The organism is Rhodopirellula maiorica SM1, from assembly GCF_000346295.1.
GTDB classification, from domain to species: domain Bacteria; phylum Planctomycetota; class Planctomycetia; order Pirellulales; family Pirellulaceae; genus Novipirellula; species Novipirellula maiorica.
In genome coordinates this window covers 1-17,248 of record NZ_ANOG01001031.1, presented here as the reverse complement: position 1 = coordinate 17,248, position 17,248 = coordinate 1, and the positions used below count along the sequence as shown (strand labels likewise).

Genomic DNA, 17,248 nt, shown 5'->3' with positions numbered 1-17,248 from the left:
GAACATCCCAGCCGGCACCATTGAGGAAGTTCAAGTTGTGCGAGACTTCGATAAAACGTACTCCTCGCTCGACTAACCGGCGACTCAATAGACATCGTTGTCCAAACTCGCCGCCGTATCGGTTTCTTAAACGATCTGGTTCCTGCGTCAGTTGAAAGGCTCGGTTGAAATCGGGGCCACTCAGTTTCAAACTCTGCTTGATCGCATCCTGATAATCGCGGACACGGTGATCATTGATTTTGGCAGCGTCATCCCCGATGCTTGCTAAAAAACGCTCACGTCGCGACTGACGCTGATCAGTGATCTCCGCTGGTCGCGACAAACCAGCTGGACCTTGGCTGGTGTCGGTCAAATACAGGTACCCGCTGTTGGCTCCCAGGAAGCCAGGTCCTCGCGTCACATTCGGGTAGCCAATCAAGACGTAGGGTGGTGCCCCATCGGACGCGGCGCCACGTTGGTTGGCGATGATCGAACCAAGCGACGGATACAATACTGTCCCCGTCACCGCTCGTCCGGTGTGCATGCGATTGGTGGCGGCGGCATGTTCGTCAATCACTTCGTGATGGACCGATCGCACGGCAGTCACGTGATCCATCAGCGGTGCAAGCTGTTGTAGATGTTCACAAACCTGCACACCGGGGACCGCAGTGTCGACGGACCGGTAGTACGCGCCCGCTTTTCGGGCCGCCGGATCGCCTTGTCGTTTCGGATCAAACGTATCGATCTGGCCCATCCCACCGCCAAGCCAAATCGAGATGACATGTTCTGCCTTGCCTTGGATTATGGGGCTATCTGATGACGCGGCTGCCGAACGAGGCAACATCAGGCCGCCTGCGGTGGCGGCGATCGCAGCAAGACTGTGACGACGATTCATAGATAATGGCGAGGGATCGATATTCATAGGAAAGTCGCGAGTTTTGGAGAGGATTTGAGGCGGGATTTAAATGGACGATATGCATCGAATAACGAGTGCCGTAGTGGATTTCACCAGAAATCCTTTTTGCCGTGGGAATTCTGGTGAATTCAACTACGAGGTTTATGGTGCGATGGGAATTCTGGTGAATCCCACTACGCATGTGCCGTAGTGGATTTCACCAGAAATCCTCTTTGCCGTAGGAATTCTGGCGAATTCCACTACGAGGTTTATGGAGCCGTGGGAATTCTGGCGAATTCCACTACGCATGTTATTGAGTGACTTCCGCTGCGTTTAAAAATGAATGTTGAATTGGGAGCAAAGTGCATTACGGTACCCAGACGAATTCGCGGTGGTTGATCAGACTCCAAGCGAAATCTTCGTAAACGGCCCGCCAATTGGATTCGATTCGCGGATCCGCAGGCGGACCTAGACTGACGCGTCGTTCTAGCTCTTGTTGGATCGTATTGGTCTCAGGACGTAGGTGGTTGAACCAAGTGACCTGAGGAAGCGGCGGCAATGGTTCGGGGTATTGGACGTTTTCCTCAGGGACAATGCGTTGCTCAAATCCAACGCTAAGTTCATTGACAAACGCGATTCGTTCTTGCGGCGTGGGTTGCCGGCAAAGGAACCGCAGAAACAGCGTGTCGACGAGTGATTCTGGAGACGTGGCTTCGATCGCCAGACGGCTTAGATCGCTGTCGACCGAGGCTCGGCTGAGCGATATTGACAGTGTGCCGTTGGAAAGAATTCCCGGTTGCAATACGTTGGCGTCCGTGTCACGGACGCTGATCGGTTTTTGCCGAGATCCGTTCCATCCAAACGCTTGCAACACGTCGGTGACGGCTCGAGCACTCGGCAGCGACAAACTGGGGCGATCGCGTTCGTTGTTCAGACTGGCAAACATCCACGCCCGCTTCGGGACACCCATTGATTGTCGTTTTCCGATCGGTCGTTGGCCGTCATGGACGAACGTCAATTCCTCGACATTCATTCGGCTGCCACATGCAACATAGAGCGAATCGACGACCTGTTCTGCGGTCAGCCGTCGTCGATCCGGCGAACTAAAGAAACGTTGTTCGGCGTCAGCTGTCAAATTCTTTCCCAGTGCCTCGCGTTGGTAGGTCTCGGATGTCATGATCTGCCGCATCACGACTTGCAAGTCGTAACCGCTGGTGATCCACTGGTGAACCATCCAATCGAGGAGTTCAGGGTGGCTTGCGATCTGGCCTTCCCAGTCGCTGACGGGCTCGACGATTCCGGCTCCCATCAATTTTTTCCAAACGCGATTGATCATCACGCGTCCGAAACGGCGATTTTGAGGAGCGGTCATCAGAACGGCCAACCGCTCGCGTGAATCACTCGGCTTCATCATCAACGAACTAATCTGTTCGTTGTCGCTCACCCCGATCAAATTGCCCAGCGGCCACTCGGGACGGATGGATTCGTTTGGTTTCAGCGTGACGCGGATCAACGACTCGCGTCCTTTCTTTTCGAAAAACGCGTCGGGAACGCGGCTGGTCTTAGGAACCTGAACCGTTTTTCGCTCTAACATTGCCGACAGCGAATACAGGTCGCGTTGTAACGTCGAGTGATAGGGGGAATCGTGACAGCGAGCGCACTGTAGATCGACTCCCAGGAATGCCGCTGCCAAAATGTTCGCCTTTTCCGCATACGGTGCGTCGCTTTCGCCCGACAACCGGAAACCGGCACTTCCACCGGTGTCTGGGCTGCCTCGCATCATGATCAATTCGGTGACCATACGATCGATCGGTTTGTTGTCTCGCAGCGAATCATACAGAAACCAACGAAATGGCCCGGTGCTGCCCATCGATTGATTCAACAGCGTGGGGTTCTCGGCCAACAGATCCTGCCAAAGGCTGATCCAGTGATCTGCCATGCGTTCATCGTCCAGTAGATCGTCGATCAAACGTTCGCGTTTGTCGGGACGATTATCCGCAAGGAATGCATTTGCTTCCGCAAGCGTCGGTGGAACTCCGACCGTGTCCAGGTACGCGCGGCGAAGAAACGATTCGTCGTTGACCACCGGAGGCGGCGACAAAGAGGCCACGTCGACCGCAGGTGCCGGCCATACTGCCCCATCGCGAATCCACTGCTCTAACGTTGCAATTTGGTCATCGCTCAAACCCGTGTCGGTCGGCGGCATCGCTCCGCTGCGAATTTGTGAGATCAGTTCACTCGCATCGGCGTCGCCTGGGACAACCGCAGGCAATTCGGATTCGCCCGCCATTAACACGGCTTCACGCGAGTTCAGTTTTAAGCCGCCTTTGTCCTTTTCACCGTGACAACGAAAACATTGGTCGCGAAGGATGGGCAACACTTTGCCGTGAAAGTGTTCGGTAACTTTGCTGTCACTTTTCGCCGCGGCGTCGATGGCCACACGGATCTTGTTCGCGATAAACGCGTCGACCGGATGCGTCGTGGAATCGCCGTCCGCGGTGGGAACGGCGGGGACCGGGTGTTGCTCAGCCCATTCGACAGCGGATTGATGCCGCTTGTTCCAATAATCGTCCTGCGACGCCGCGGCGGTTCGTCGCGATGCGTCATCAATGGCAGTCATCTGATCAGCCATTTGACCCAACAGTCGTTCGACGGCCGCGTCTGTCAACGGTACGACTTCAGCGTCCTTTGGTCCTAACAGGTCATAGGAGGTGCCGTCTGCGGTTTGGACGGCGATACAGACTTCGCCTGTTTCGGTGCGTTGGTTCTTTCCGCCAACGATCAGTTCGAGCACCACTCGCTGTGTGCTCGTTTCTTTTGTCGTTTCCTCTGGGATCGTCCATTCGGCAAACACTTCTTGTTGGTGATAGCCGTGCGGACGCACCCCCGGTAGCGGCGGCTCGGCAACCGGTGTGATGGGTTGTTCCCCATCAGGCGATCGACGGGAAACCGGTTTCGTTTGGGCCGCGATCTTGCCATCGATCCACAATCGTCCCATCCCACGAGCTCGCATGAGAAGCCGATGGGTTCCAGGAGCGAATTCCACATCAGCGGCCATGCGTAACAACACCGGTTCTCTCCATGCATCCCGAATGCCCCAGGTGTCATAGCGGACAGGCAATTGATGAATCAGAAAGGCGTCACCGTGCCAACGCAACGCATCGCTTGGCCATGATTCGTTGTCCATGATCCAACGATCTTCCGCAGGCAAGCTTTCACCCATGGTGACCAACACGCGGCCAGGCGGGATTTCGCCCAGTTCAGGCATCGTTGCGGCAACGAGTTTGGGTTTCGACTCTTCGCCAATCCGGCGAAAACGTGACGCAATCACTGAATCGTCGGCCAACCCGCGATACACAGCCACGTTGTCGATTAAGCCGACGAACCGGTTTCCGTGGTTCGCTGATCCAATCCACACCTGGTCATCATCAACGATAGGTGGCTCGGTGGTTTTTCCGCCCATGCCCCAATCGCCATCGGTCGGTTTCCCATCGATCCATCCCCGCATCGAATCGGGGTCACCATAGCGATAAGTCACCGCAACATGATGCCAAGTGTTTTGAGCGGTAAAGGAAGCCGTCGACGTCCAGCGATGCCAATGTGCGTCGCCCTCGCCGCGTTTGGTTGCGAACAAAAATCCGACACGCATCGAATTGCCGACTTTTTGAACTCGCATCGCCCAGTTTTGATTGTCCTTGCTAAAACGAGGGTTGCCGGTGCGACCTTTGCCAACGATATAGATCGGGCTATTGTTGGCGGGAAGTTGGATCTTTACCCAGGCTTCTAATGTGATCGCATCGCCGTTGGTAAAGTCAAATTCGCTTTGTTCGGCGGTATCGTCGATCGATAAATAGCCGCCGGATTCCCCCAGCCGGATTGCAGTGTTATTGCTTTGGAAATCGGGATACACCGGAGGCCGCGGGCCCGCTTGATCACGCTGTACCGATCCATGAGATTCGAACGAACGTGTGGCTTCGGTGGCAAAATCCCACTCGGCAACCAGGTGGGGTTCGTCAGCGACGGCCACCGATTGGGAACATAAAAACAACAGGACGACGAACAAATATTTTGAGATGTACTTCATGTCTAGGGTGTCTGTCCTTGGGAGGTGTTTAAGTCGTCGGGCAAGCCAGCAATAAACACTGGGTCCACAATATGGTCGTCGTCAGCGGCATCTTGAAAAAACAGCCCCTCGACGGCGGTTCCCGGCGCGTATCCCAGATCACTCAAATCAATCCCCACGGCGATTGCCCAAAATGGGATCGCGGGATTCAGTCGTGAGAACGATCCGTTGATCAGTTCGAACACCGATTGCACCGGTGAGTTGAATTCCAATAAGTCAAAATCGGGAATCGGCAACGCCTCGGCAGAATGAAGCGTGATGTCGTATCGTTTGACCGATAGCGAACGCAAGCCCGCGTTGAACTGCAGCGGGCCGACGTGGAAACCGTCACCGTCGGCTGGGTTCAACGCCGACTGTAATTCAAAGAACACGATGTCCGGCCCGGGGGCGTTGATAACGGGCGTGCGGAAACGAATGGCCATCCCCAACGTCGTGTCGCCATCCTGAAGATCGCCATCTGGATCATCGTCATCCTGCTTATTAACCAGCACGGGATCATCGAACAGCGACTCGACGCTGCCGCCTAGATTTAGAAAGCCTGTGTGCAGTAACGCATCCGATTCGATCACAGAGCGGCGGCCATCGCCCGCTTCGGTTGTCGTGCCGACCGGGACAGACATGTGCTGGGTGTTGGATCCGCCGTGAAAGTAAGTCACCTCGCTTGGGATCATTTTCGTCACATCGTACTGCCGTGTCACTCCGCCGCGTTGGACCGAAACGTGACGCAGTTGTCCGTTCGTTTTGCCGTTGGTCATCCCCATCGAAAACTTCACCACTCGGTCGGGCAGTTGATGCCGATATTTGTGAGGTTGATAAGCGACCGACGACGACGAATCGCCACCATCAAACCGACTCGCTTGACGCTGGGTCAGCAGGACTTTCTCGGCAGCCGACTGGTCACGCCGGAGCACTTCGGCGGCGCCTTCGACGACTTGCACTTCGGTATCGCCCGCTTCATCCACATCGACGCTGAACCGTGTCCCCAAATCAGTCACTTCCGTTTTGGGCGTGATGACTTGGAACCCCTCGGCGCCCGGTGGAGCATGAACGCTGCATGATCCTTGACGCACAATCAAGCGATCGAGGCTGGCGATTTCGATCGCGGCGGGGGCGTCCAAGATGACTTCGGCGCCACTGGGAAATTGCAACTCGATCATTCCCGAGGTCAAGGCGTACTCGTGGTTGCTCTTGAGCGATTCGCCCACCGCCGGCATGACGTCGCGAAAAAATACGCCACCAGCGGACTGAACCAACACGACCTCTTCCGCTGGGGATGCCGAGACGGCTTCGATCTGATCGCGATGACGCCACCATGCAAACGACACCATCATCACCAACGAAGCTGCAACTGCAATCGCCACCCGGATTCGCAGCGATGTTTTGGGCTGTGGATTCGGAGGCGATGTCGTGGCCCCGTGAGTCATTTGACGCAGGTCGGTATCAAGGTCTAGATAGTTAAAATAGGTTCGTTGTGCGTTTGCGTCGTCCCGCAACAGGTTCTGAAGCTCGACGTGCTCGGATTCGGTGATCGAATCATCGACGAGTTTGGCCAGCAACGCGAGCAACAATCGATCATCATTGTTTTTTGCAGACATGTTCACCCTAATGCCTCCTCCGACGCGATCCGCTTCTCGATGCATTGCAGCAGCATTCGCCGAACCGCCGACAAACGGTTGTACATCGTTTGCACGGCCTTGCCTGCGGATTCGGCTATTTCCGTGACTGGACGCATCTCTTCGTAAACGAGTTGGATCAGTTCGCGATCGGTTGGTTTTAAATGTTCGACACACTTTCGCATTGCGGACGAGCGGAGGTCGCGTTGCCGCAGCGTTGCAATCCGGCGATCGGCCAATTGTTCGGCCAGATCATCGGCGAATTGCAATCGGTCACGCCCGGCCGTGCGGCGGAAATTGCGAACCTCGTTGAACGCGACGCCACAGGCCCACGGCAGGAATAACCGCTCGTTATCGAAATCGTCAAAGTGACGCCACAACGTCAAACTGCACCGCTGAAACACATCCTGAGCATCCGCGTACTGAGGCAGCAGCGTTCGCACGTAGGCGAATATCCGAGTCTGGTCCCGCAAAAAGTATTGCAGAAACTGTTCGTAGCGATCGTCGTCAAATTCGTCGGTTGGCATCAAATCGGGGTGCTGTCTAATCCGTGTCGCTAACGGAAATCGTGTAGTTGGAGGGCAGCTAGTGTCTAACAATGGCTAGGAATCAGCTGGCTAAGAATCAATGGTACGGGGCAACCACCGACTTACCGATTATTTTGTGAGGATTCTTAAGCAAGCAGGCAGACCGAAGTTTTTCCGTCTATTCGCCGCTTTGGCCAACGCAGCCGTTGGCCCTACGGTTCATCAACTTTCTTGGCCCCAGCCCGTTGGGCTGGGCGAGGTAAACTCCCGGGGCGTTGCCCCTCTATACAAAAGCGCAACTTCAAAACTTACACATTTTGGGCACGAAAAAATGCTCCACTACGTTGCGTTTTGGCGGTAGCGGGCTGTTGATTTGATGAAGTGTATTCGACGGACTAGGAAGTCCATCGTACGACTAAATCAACGGCCTGGTAACGACGGTTCCGACATTCAACCGGGCGGGATCCTTCCGCCAGACGATTGTCCGCCGATTGCCTAGATCCCCCGTTGAACAATGAAACCGGATTCATGAAACCGGAATCAACCACCGATCCAAACCATTCGGTCATTTCAACTCCGCAACAAGCTTCCCGTCAGCAAGATTCCAAATCCGGACAATGCCGCTTTGCCCGCCAGCGATCAATTTCTTGCCGTCCGGCGTGACGGCGATCGTGAACACGAAATCTTTAGCGGTATCAAAACTGCGGACTTTGCCTCCGTTGGATGACTTGATCAGTCGGACTTCGCCACTGCCGCAAGCCGCCACCAATTGATCGGTGGTCTCCACAAACTGAATTGCCGTCATTTCTTTCGCGAAACCACTAACCGTCCGCGACGTTTCCCCCGTTTCGGTGTTCCACAATTTGACGGTTTGATCGGCTGCGGCGGACGCGAGAACGTCGCCACTGTCTTGCCAAGCGATCGACAAAACATGGTGCGTGTGTCCTTCGAGTTGTCGAATCGTGGTGCCCGTGGCGAGGTGGGTTAATGCGATTGTTCGATCGGCCGAAGACGACGCCAGCGTCCGGCCATCGGGTGAAAAGGCCAATCCAAGCACAGTGTCGGTATGAAGATCACCCAAATCTCGAAGCACTGCTCCGGTCTGAACATCAAAAACTTTGACCGTTCCCGATCGACTTGGCTCGCCTGTGCCAACCGCCACCTTCAACGCGTCGGGATGGAAGTCAATTGCCGTGACACGGTCCGCGATGTTTCCGGGATCATTGATTGCGCCGATCGTCCGCTCGAGTGTCCAGTGCCCTTGATGCGGCCAGCACTGCACGATTCCGGGACCGACCAGACGACATATCTTGTCGCCGAGAAATGCCACATCAAATTGACCGGTGGTACGGATGCCAGCGAAAGCGTCTGAGCTTGTGCGAGGAAAGGAACTCAGCGGCTGGCCATCGCTACTGCGAATGAGGCACGATTCGCCGTCACGCCGGAGCGTGACGATTTGAGTCCCATCGGGACTCCAAGCCAGAGCCATCACTGCGCGTGCGGGCTGCGCTAAGTTTTCTTGAACGTTTGCCAATTTTGCATCGAGCCGAGCGAGTCGGCGTGTTTCGGCGTCCACGAGCCGTTGGTGTTCAGGGATGGCGTCCGTGGCTCGCTTTTGTGCCGCGGCGGCGGCGTCGGCCAATCGTTGCTGCTTGACCAACTCAGCGTCGGTCTTCGCTTTATCTGCTTCGGCTTTCGTCAATGCGGCACGCTGGGCTTCAAGCTGCTTGGCGTTCGCTTCTATCGATGTTTTTGCATCGACGATGGTCTTCTCTGCGGCGGCAATGTCCGCTTTCGCTTTGTCGATCGCGGCTTGAGTCGCGGCAACTTTCTTTTCCGCTTCCGCCTTTTTAGCCGCCTCGGCTTCGTCCTTGTTTTTGTCCGACTCCTCCGCTGCAGTTTTCACAACGGCCGTCTTGTCGTTTTCAAGCTGCTTTGTCGCTTGCTCGAGTCTCGCTTTTACGACGGCAACAACTTTCTCCGCCGCAGCCATATCCGCCTTACTCTTTTCGATCGCGGCCTCGGTCGCCGTCACCAGCTTGGCCGCGGCGACACGTTTTTCTTCGTTGGCATCATTCGCGACGGTCGCTGCATCACGGGTTTTGGTAATGGCCGCGAGTGCTTCGTCTTCTTTATTGAGGAAGTCTTGCAACTCTTTGGTTTTGGCAGTCAATTTTGACACCAATGCCTTTTGGCGATTTGCGTCGCGGGTCGCCTGGGACATTGACAATGCGTCTTCGGTAGACGCGGTGCCGGTGGCTAGTCGTTTTCCGTCTGCCAAATTCCAGACGCTGACGGTTCCATCATGATTGCCGGTTACTAAACGCGTTTGATCCGGCGCAACGGCGATGGTGTTCACCACCGATCCGGCCTGGAGCGTACGAGTGACTTGGTTCTTGATCGCATCAACCAGCACGATGCCTCGCGACTCACTTGCGATTGCAATCGCAAGTGACGGCTTCGCAACAAGTGCTAGGGTAGTGGCGTCCGAGATGTCAGCGATTCGCTGATGCACGACCTGGAGACTTGCGGGGGCATTTTCGGCGGCGGCAGCCAATCGCAGCAGCGTCACGCCGCCACCGATGTTTCGCACTGCGACGTGCGTTCCATCGCTGCACGCGGCTAGGTCCAACAGCGAAGTTTCGAGCTCGATTTCGGCAACTTGGGATCCATCGGTTGCGTCGCGAACGGTGATGTGCCCCGCTTCATCGGCGACGACAACATGACCTGTGGATCCCGCCCACGCGAGTCCGACAACGGTATCGGACTGCCCTCGTAGCGATGCTCGGCGCTCGTTCTTGGCAACATCCCATACCTCGATGTCACCAATCGTATTGACCAATGCGATTGCGGAACCATCGGCACTCACCGCCATCGCTTGCGCCGGCATCCGCCACGGTGCACTATCGGAATCAAGCGGCGAATGGGTACGCTTCCAGAATCGCACGGTGCGGAATCCACCGGTGGCGAGTCGCCGTCCATCCGGTGAAAAGGCAATCGATTGAATTAAGTCGACATCCGCGATCCCTGAATCGCCGAGTGCGGGATCGGCAAGCAAAACGTGTTCGTTTGGTTTGTCGACGTCAGCAACGAACAAGCGATTGCCGCGGGCAAAGGCGAACTGTTGGCCGTCGGGGGAAACGTCCGACGCATAGATCGTGCGAATCGATTCGGGAATGGCTTGCCAGCTGATCGACTCGGTTTCGGTCGTGTCGGATCCATTGGCACCTTGCTGGATCCACAGTTGCCACAGTCCTAATTCCTCGGGAGTCAACGGGGATGCCCCGACGTCATTGTCTTCTGGAGGCATTAACGGATCCTCTTCGCCAGTCGCCCGCATCAGCAACAAGCTCGACTTGGCGTCTTTAGCGATCACCGCCGGGCCTGTATCGCCACCCTTCATCAGCGATGCATGTGACTCGAGAACCAGACCGCCCTCGGCATCGGCCTTGTGATGGCATGCTACACAATTGCGTTTCAAGATTGGAGCGATTTCAGTCGCAAAATCGACGGGCGTCGCACGGTCTAACTTTGCAATCGTCAACACGGATTCGGCACTGACCGAAACTGGGGCGACCAACCATAGTATGGCCATGGCTGCGGCGATGCATGGGTTACTGAGTGCTTTGAGCCCGCAGGCTAGAGACATGGTTGATTCCCGTGTGGGCACGAGTGAGCAAGAGAGAGGACCGGGCATGGTGGACTGCTCGAATAATTTGAAGGTGGGTGATTTCAAGGTGGGCAATTTAAAGGTTGGAAAACGCAGAGGTGGGACCGCCCAGTTTACTAAAACGCGGCGTGCCATGAGTGTATAGACCTAAAAACAAGCTAGCCGCATGGAGAAAGATTTTCGGCACAGCGGGACATTTCATAATTTGACATTGTGACCAGAAAACACTATTGTAGCTTTTGAGTCCTTTGGACTTCCTGCCCCCGATCTCGGGACTCCCTCCCAATATTGTGACACTCGCTTATGCGATCCGACGTAGCCCGGCGCGAGTTTTCGAAGGTGCCATGGTGTTTGCCATGTGTCGCTGCGATCGTTTTATCGTTGTGCTCTGTCGATATTGCTACTGCCGCAAACACGGAGGTGGAATCGCCCCGCCATCCGATTAGCTTCGCCAACGACGTCGCTCCGGTATTGACCAAAGCGGGCTGTAACACAGGCGTTTGCCACGCCAAAGCAGGTGGCGGACAGAACGGTTTCCAACTTTCGCTGTTGGGTTTCGAGCCAGCCGAAGATTATGAACACGTGGTACGCGAAGCGCGTGGACGACGAATCTCGTTGGCGGCGCCGGAGCAAAGTCTGCTACTGCTGAAAGCATCCGGACAAGTTCCCCACGGCGGTGGCGTTCGGCTAGAGAAGGATTCAGCTGGCTACCGGCAACTACGTGATTGGATCGCAGCGGGGGCTCTATATGGTGGGGACGAAGCTCCGGAACTGGCCTCGATTCAGGTCCAACCCGAACGAGGATTGTTGAACCAAGGTGCAACGCAGCAATTAGTAGCAGTCGCCCACTACAGCGACGGCACCTCACGCAATGTGACCGATCTAGCACTCTATGAAACCAACGACGTTGCGATGATCGAAGCGTCCGAGTCGGGGGTGGTGCATGCTCAGCACCTGCCCGGTAACGCAGCGGTGATGGTTCGTTACCAAGGCAAAGTCGCAGTCTATACGGCTGCAATTCCTATGGGAGCCGCCATCGACCAAGTGCCCGAATCGAACAACTTTGTGGACGATCATGTTTTCAACAATCTGAAGACACTGGGCATTCCACCGTCGCCCGTATGCGATGACGCGACATTCTTGCGGCGTGTCACTTTGGACATCGCGGGCCGATTGCCGACCGAAGCCGAATCGCGTGCCTTCCTCGCAAACGATGACGATCGTCGTCGTGATCAAGTGATCGATGAACTGCTAAAGAGCCCCGAATATGCCGACTACTTTGCGAACAAATGGACATCGCTGCTGAAGAATCGGCGAGATGACAAAAGCGACATCACATCCAATTTTGCCTTTCATGCTTGGCTGCGAGACAGTTTGTTAGCGAACCGGCCCTACGACCAAATCGTTCGTGAGTTGTTGGCGGCCACCGGTACCGTGATGGGAAATCCGCCAGTCGCATGGTACAAGCGTGTCAAAGAACCGAAGGAACAAATCGAGGACGTCGCTCAGTTGTTCCTGGGCGTGCGAATGCAATGTGCCCAGTGCCACCATCATCCGTTCGAGCGGTGGAGCCAAGACGACTACTACTCGCTTGTTGCGTTCTTCAGCAAAGTGGGACGCAAACCGACGGGCGTTCGCGGCGAGGACCAAATCTTTCATCAACGCGGCGTCGCGGGTGAAAAGAACCCCAAGACCGGTGAAACCCTCCTGCCCGCGGCTTTAGGAGACAGCGTCGGTGAAATCCCTGCGGGCGAGGATCCACGGCTACGACTGGCCGATTGGATGAGCTCGACGGAGAATCCGTTCTTTGCCAAAGCCCTGGTGAATCGCTACTGGAAACATTTCTTTAGTCGCGGGTTGATCGAACCCGAAGATGACATCCGCGACACCAATCCGCCCACCAATCCGGAACTGTTGGCCTCAATCGAAAAACATTTTGTCGACAGCGGTTATGATCTGAAAGAATTGGTGCGGGTGATCACGCGTTCGCATGCCTATCAACTCAGTGCGGTTCCCAACGAACATAACATCGCCGACCGACAAAACTACTCGCGTTTCTATCCCAAACGTTTGCAAGCCGAAGTGATGCTAGATTCGATCGATGGACTGACGGGTGCACGCACTGATTTCGCCAACTTGCCCGTCGGCACCAAAGCGGTCGCGCTGCCGGACAACAGCTACAACAAATCGTCGCCGTTTCTGCGGGTGTTCGGACGTCCCGAAAGTACCAGTGTGTGTGAATGCGAGCGAGTTCAATCCGCTAGTCTGGCGCAGAGCTTGCATTTTATCAACGCAGCGGACATCAAGTCGAAACTTGCTTTTAAAGGAGGCCGCGCGGAGCGTTTGGCAGCAGCGAAAGATGTCACCCACCAAGATCGAGTCAACGAGTTGTACATGGCGGCTTATTCACGGGCGCCTGACGACGAAGAAGAATCCACGGCGGTCGCGTATTTATCGGAACCCCGGATGACTGCAGACAAGAAACCAATCAGCGAAGTCGATGCCACCCGCGAAAACCTGCAGGATCTGCTGTGGGCATTGATCAACACCAAAGAGTTTTTGTTCAACCATTAACGAAAGATGATGTGAAGTTATGTTCGTAGCGAAACTCGCAGAGAGCTTCGGGGAGACTCGCAATGGATCGAAAGCCTTGGCGACTTCGCTACCGTTAAACCGTACTCACGTAAGAAACTGACTGGTCGGCTCGACTCGAACCGCTACATACAAATGTTTCACGAACCATTGTCATGACGAACACCAAACCAACACCACAACTACTTTCAGCCCACTCATTCGAGATCGCCGTCCGCGTTGGGGTGTTGTTGGTTGCTGTTTGCATTGCTCCCGCCGCGTTTGCTCAATCGGTTTGTTTGCCGTCACCACGTTTGTTGACCACGATGCCGATGGGCGGTCAAACCGGCAGTGAAATCGAAGTCACCATTAGCGGTGATTCCATCGATGACGCGAGCGAACTTGTCTTCTCACATACTGGCATCACCGCAAAACCGAAACTTGACGATGCAGGCAAAGTGGTTCCCAAGCAATACATTGTCACGATTGCAGCGGACTGTCCTGCCGGCATTCACGAAGCTCGTGTGATGACGCCGCTTGGCTTATCCTCATCACGTGTTTTTTCCGTCGACACGGTTGCCGAGGTGGTTCAAACTGAACCGTCGACGTCGCCGGAGAAGGCATTGCCAATAGCGATCAACTCGATTGTTAACGCGACGATGCCGGTGCGTGGCGTGAATCATTACCAATTCGAAGCCAAGAAAGAGCAACGTGTCATCGTCGACTGTGCCGCCCGTGGGATCGACAGCAAGTTGAACGCGGTGGTGATCATCGCGGATGCCGAAGGACGTGATTTGTTGGTCGAGCGGCGTGGCGACCTGCTCGATTTTGTTGCTCCCGAAGATGGGCAATACATTGTGAAGGTTCATGAGTTGACGTTCAGCGGTGGTGCCGAGCATTTCTATCGCTTGGCCATTCGCGAACTTCCCAACGGAGAACAGCCGGTGCGGATCGCGGGGACCGACGCTGTTAATGCGTTCTCATGGCCGCCCGTTGGCTTGGTACCGAATGCCGCGACTGCCGAAGTCGAACCAAACAATGCCAAGACAGTGGATGCCATTTCGCAAGTCCAGACGATCACGCTGCCGTGTGATATTGCTGGCACGTTCTTCCCGGCCGCCGACATCGATGTGTTCGAGTTCACTGCAAAAAAAGGCGAAACGTGGTGGATCGAAGTCGCTTCGGAACGACTCGGATTGCCCACCGATCCGACGATGCTGGTACAGCGGGTGGTTGAAAACGCCGACGACTCAGCGGCCGTATCCCTCATCGACGTTATCGAGCTTGCCGATATCCCGAGTCCTGTAAAAGTATCCGGAAACAACTACGCTTACGATGGTCCTCCGTACAACGCGGGAACGTCGGACATTCTTGGCAAACTCGAGATCCCCGAGGATGGGCGTTATCGCGTGCAACTGCTGGATGCATTCGGCGGCACCCGCAGTGACATTCGCAATCGATACCGGATGGTGATTCGCAAGTCCGAGCCGGACTTTGCACTCGTCGCCTGGGCGCTACACATGGGACTGCGTAATGGCGACCGTAACGCGTTGTCCAAACCGATGTCGCTGCGGCCTGGCGCGACAATGGCTCTCGAAGTGGTCGCGTTTCGTCGCGATGGGTTTGATGGTGAAATCGAATTGTCGATGCAAGAGTTGCCTGATGGAGTGTTCGCGCAAGGCTTGAAAATTCCTGCCGGCAAATCACGCGGCATCATGCTGGTGACTGCGGACGAAGGTGCACCCGCCGGTTGGGCCAGTGCAACGTTCGTTGGCCAAGCAGAGATCGACGGTAAGACGATTAGCCGGCCTTGTCGCTTGGCGTCAATGGCGTGGCCGGTGAAGGATGCATGGTCCGAAATCCCCAGCCCGCGACTCGTTGGCGATGTGGCCGTATCGGTCGGAAGTGCCGAAGTTGCCCCGCTGACGATTCAGCCCGTCGCCGAAGCACCCATCGAAGTGGTGGCTGGCGAATCGGTGACGATCCCGCTGACGCACCGCCGCCGCAGCGAATTTTCCGGAGCAACGGTTGCGATGCAAACGATGGGGGTTGGGTTTGAGAGTCACCCTAAATTCGACTTGCCGCTCAATGACGATCACTCCGAAGTGACCCTTGATTTGGCGAAACTGAAAACGGCTCCGGGCGACTACTGGATCGCCTTCTACGGAAGTGCTGTCGCAAAATATTCCCCGGCATCGCTGGCCCCTGACTCGCTCGCCGCCAATCGGCTTACCAGCGAACCTGCTAAGAAGCCTTCCACAACCGACATCGCTGATATCGTGGTGTCCAAACCGATCGCGATTCGCGTCCTACCGGCGGAGAAGAAATGAGACGTCCTTCACAACCCGATCGCGATACTCAAACGATCCAGCCGGCTCATTGTCCAGGACCGCTTGGCAACGTGTTGGCGACTGGTGCCGGGAAACACGGCTCGTCTCGCCGCAGTTTTATGCGGATGGGGATCGCCGGTTTTGCCAGTCTCAGTCTGCCCAGCGTGATGCGGCTGCAAGCTGCCAGTCCCACGCCGTCGCGGCAAAAGACGTCGGTCATCATGGTTTGGAAGCCAGGTGGCTGCTCTCACATCGACACCTATGACCCCAAACCGAACGCGGACACCGAATATCGCGGTCCTTTCGGCACAATTGGAACCAAAATCCCCGGCGTCCGCTTCACCGAACTGTTGCCAAAACAAGCCGCGATAGCGGACAAGTTCACGGTGCTGCGGAGCATGCATCAAACTGCGGGCGGACATCCGGCGGGATCCATGCAACTGCTGTCGGGCGACTCCGATACGCGCGACAAACCGAAGCCACGGCTTCCCGATTGGATGACAGTGGCAAACTATTTGCGGGCACAAGAGGAAACGACGCGGACGAATCCGCTGCCGCGTTATGTCGGCGTCAATATGTCAAACGAATATATTGGCCCAGCTTACATTGGTGAAACCTATTCACCGTTCTCTGTCACCGGTGATCCGAACGCCCCAAACTTCGTCGTCCCCAACATCGGACTAACTGATTCGCGTGAAGTCGAACGTTTGAGTCGGCGAATCGATTTGCGACAGAAGCTCGATACGATGACGCGTGCCTTTGACCAATACGGTGAACTGGGGGCATTGGACGAATTTGAAACGCAAGCGATGACGCTGTTGACGAATCCGCAAACCAAGCGGGCCTTTGACATCAGCGAAGAAGACGATGCGACTCGCGATCGATACGGACGCAACACCTGGGGGCAGCAATTGCTTCTTGCTCGCCGATTGGCCGAAGCGGGTGTCGAAGTGCTGACCAGCAGTCTGCGTGGCCCGCTGTGTGGCCGTGTGCAGAATTGGGACGACCATGCTGTCAATCATCATGTCTTTGACGCGATGCGTTTTCGAGCTGCGGCGTACGATCAAGCCGTCACCGCATTGATCGAAGACATCTACGAGCGCGGCCTCGATGAACGTGTGATGGTCGTTGTCACGGGTGAATTTGGACGCACGCCGAAGATCAACTACCAACCCAGCACCGGTGCTGGCAACGCCAGTGCTGCGGCAGGGACAAAGCAACCAGGTCGCGATCATTGGCCGCGAGCGTTCTCGAACATCTGGGCCGGTGGCGGAATCCAAACGGGCCAATGCATCGGGGCGACCGACAAACGCGGCGAGGACGTGATCGAGCGTCATTGCGGTCCTGGCGACTTCTTGGCAACAATTTATCATCACTTAGGAATCGACGCATCGAAAGTATTCATCAAAGATTTTAACGGCCGTCCGACTCCGATCGTCGATCACGGCAAACCGATCCCCGAGTTAATACGTGTCTAAGCAGCTACGCAGAAGTCATTCCGTCTATTAGCCGCTTTGACGCTAGCGGCTGGTTGATTTAG

8 protein-coding genes are annotated in these 17,248 nt (G+C 55.7%); 3 read left to right on the top strand and 5 right to left on the bottom strand.

The features are described 5' to 3' along the window. The 5 genes from RMSM_RS33390 to RMSM_RS33365 all read right to left on the bottom strand — a co-directional run. On the bottom strand, positions 1 to 874 hold an 874-nt coding region (locus RMSM_RS33390; RefSeq protein WP_040770840.1), incomplete at its 3' end, for a DUF1501 domain-containing protein. Positions 875 to 1,241: 367 nt separating this feature from the next. Next, positions 1,242 to 4,958, bottom strand: a complete 3,717-nt coding sequence (locus tag RMSM_RS33385; RefSeq protein WP_008708203.1) for a DUF1553 domain-containing protein — start codon at positions 4,956 to 4,958, stop codon at positions 1,242 to 1,244. Between the two features lie 2 nt (positions 4,959 to 4,960). Beyond that, a complete protein-coding gene (locus tag RMSM_RS33380; RefSeq protein ID WP_008708200.1) occupies positions 4,961 to 6,592 on the bottom strand; it encodes a FecR family protein in 1,632 nt (543 codons plus the stop codon). A gap of 2 nt (positions 6,593 to 6,594) precedes the next feature. After that, complete coding sequence (locus tag RMSM_RS33375) at positions 6,595 to 7,137, bottom strand: sigma-70 family RNA polymerase sigma factor (protein WP_008708196.1); 543 nt, start codon at positions 7,135 to 7,137, stop codon at positions 6,595 to 6,597. Between the two features lie 565 nt (positions 7,138 to 7,702). After that, positions 7,703 to 10,786, bottom strand: coding sequence for a WD40 domain-containing protein (locus RMSM_RS33365; protein WP_160168432.1), 3,084 nt, complete (start codon positions 10,784 to 10,786; stop codon positions 7,703 to 7,705). Positions 10,787 to 11,227: 441 nt separating this feature from the next. Between RMSM_RS33365 and RMSM_RS33355 the strand changes: the two genes are divergently transcribed. The 3 genes from RMSM_RS33355 to RMSM_RS33345 all read left to right on the top strand — a co-directional run bounded on the left by RMSM_RS33355 (position 11,228) and on the right by RMSM_RS33345 (position 17,186). Beyond that, positions 11,228 to 13,381: a DUF1549 and DUF1553 domain-containing protein gene (locus tag RMSM_RS33355; protein ID WP_236622406.1), complete on the top strand. Its 2,154-nt coding sequence runs from the start codon at positions 11,228 to 11,230 to the stop codon at positions 13,379 to 13,381. Between the two features lie 173 nt (positions 13,382 to 13,554). Then, on the top strand, positions 13,555 to 15,708 hold the full coding sequence (locus RMSM_RS33350; protein WP_008708190.1) for a hypothetical protein: 2,154 nt from the start codon (positions 13,555 to 13,557) through the stop codon (positions 15,706 to 15,708). Then, positions 15,705 to 17,186, top strand: coding sequence for a DUF1501 domain-containing protein (locus RMSM_RS33345; protein WP_008708188.1), 1,482 nt, complete (start codon positions 15,705 to 15,707; stop codon positions 17,184 to 17,186). Before RMSM_RS33350 ends, RMSM_RS33345 begins: the two co-directional genes overlap by 4 nt. Positions 17,187 to 17,248 lie beyond the last annotated feature (62 nt).

Bases quoted from the DNA above. Each gene is read 5' to 3' on its own strand.
- RMSM_RS33385 (WP_008708203.1), bottom strand. From the start codon at position 4,958: ATGAAGTACATCTCAAAATATTTGTTCGTCGTCCTGTTGTTTTTATGT.
- RMSM_RS33375 (WP_008708196.1), bottom strand. From the start codon at position 7,137: ATGCCAACCGACGAATTTGACGACGATCGCTACGAACAGTTTCTGCAA.
- RMSM_RS33365 (WP_160168432.1), bottom strand. From the start codon at position 10,786: ATGTCTCTAGCCTGCGGGCTCAAAGCACTCAGTAACCCATGCATCGCC.
- RMSM_RS33380 (WP_008708200.1), bottom strand. From the start codon at position 6,592: ATGTCTGCAAAAAACAATGATGATCGATTGTTGCTCGCGTTGCTGGCC.
- RMSM_RS33345 (WP_008708188.1), top strand. From the start codon at position 15,705: ATGAGACGTCCTTCACAACCCGATCGCGATACTCAAACGATCCAGCCG.
- RMSM_RS33350 (WP_008708190.1), top strand. From the start codon at position 13,555: ATGACGAACACCAAACCAACACCACAACTACTTTCAGCCCACTCATTC.